The 429-nt window shown below is 59.2% G+C and carries 1 protein-coding gene; it reads right to left on the reverse strand.

Annotation, left to right across the window (positions count from 1 at the left end):
* Positions 1-150: 150 nt before the first annotated feature.
* On the reverse strand, positions 151-429 hold a 279-nt coding region (locus DVK00_RS21110), incomplete at its 5' end, for a hypothetical protein (RefSeq protein ID WP_147435963.1).

Here is a 429-nt window from a genome sequence, read left to right on the forward strand (position 1 = left end):
TCAAAGGGGCCTAGGCCCTTTGCGCGAATGCTAATTGTGATGGCAGCAGACGCGCATTCCGACAGAATCCCCTGACTCACTTATGGCTTCTGACTGTGGATTGTCCGTACCGACTTCCTCAAAAGAGTACAGTTGTAGCGGCACTGTGAATCAGAGCAGCGAGTCGGACCAGAGGCCGTCGCTGTCGTCGCCGTCGTCAGGTTGCACCGCATCTGGACCGGTGTCTTCCCCGCCTTCGGTGTGGGGGTTTTCGTCGCGGGACCTGTCTCTACGGTCCTCAATACCCTCGACAAGCGGGTAACAGGTGTCGTCGACTCGGTCGTACCGTTGCAGACCGATATTGTCGTTCGGCAGGACTGCGATAGTCCACTCGTCGCGCGTCGGGAGTGCGCCCAGTTCGTCGATAGCACCCGCGAACTCCATCTCGGG

The organism is Haloarcula sp. Atlit-47R (assembly GCF_003665985.1).
GTDB classification, from domain to species: domain Archaea; phylum Halobacteriota; class Halobacteria; order Halobacteriales; family Haloarculaceae; genus Haloarcula; species Haloarcula taiwanensis.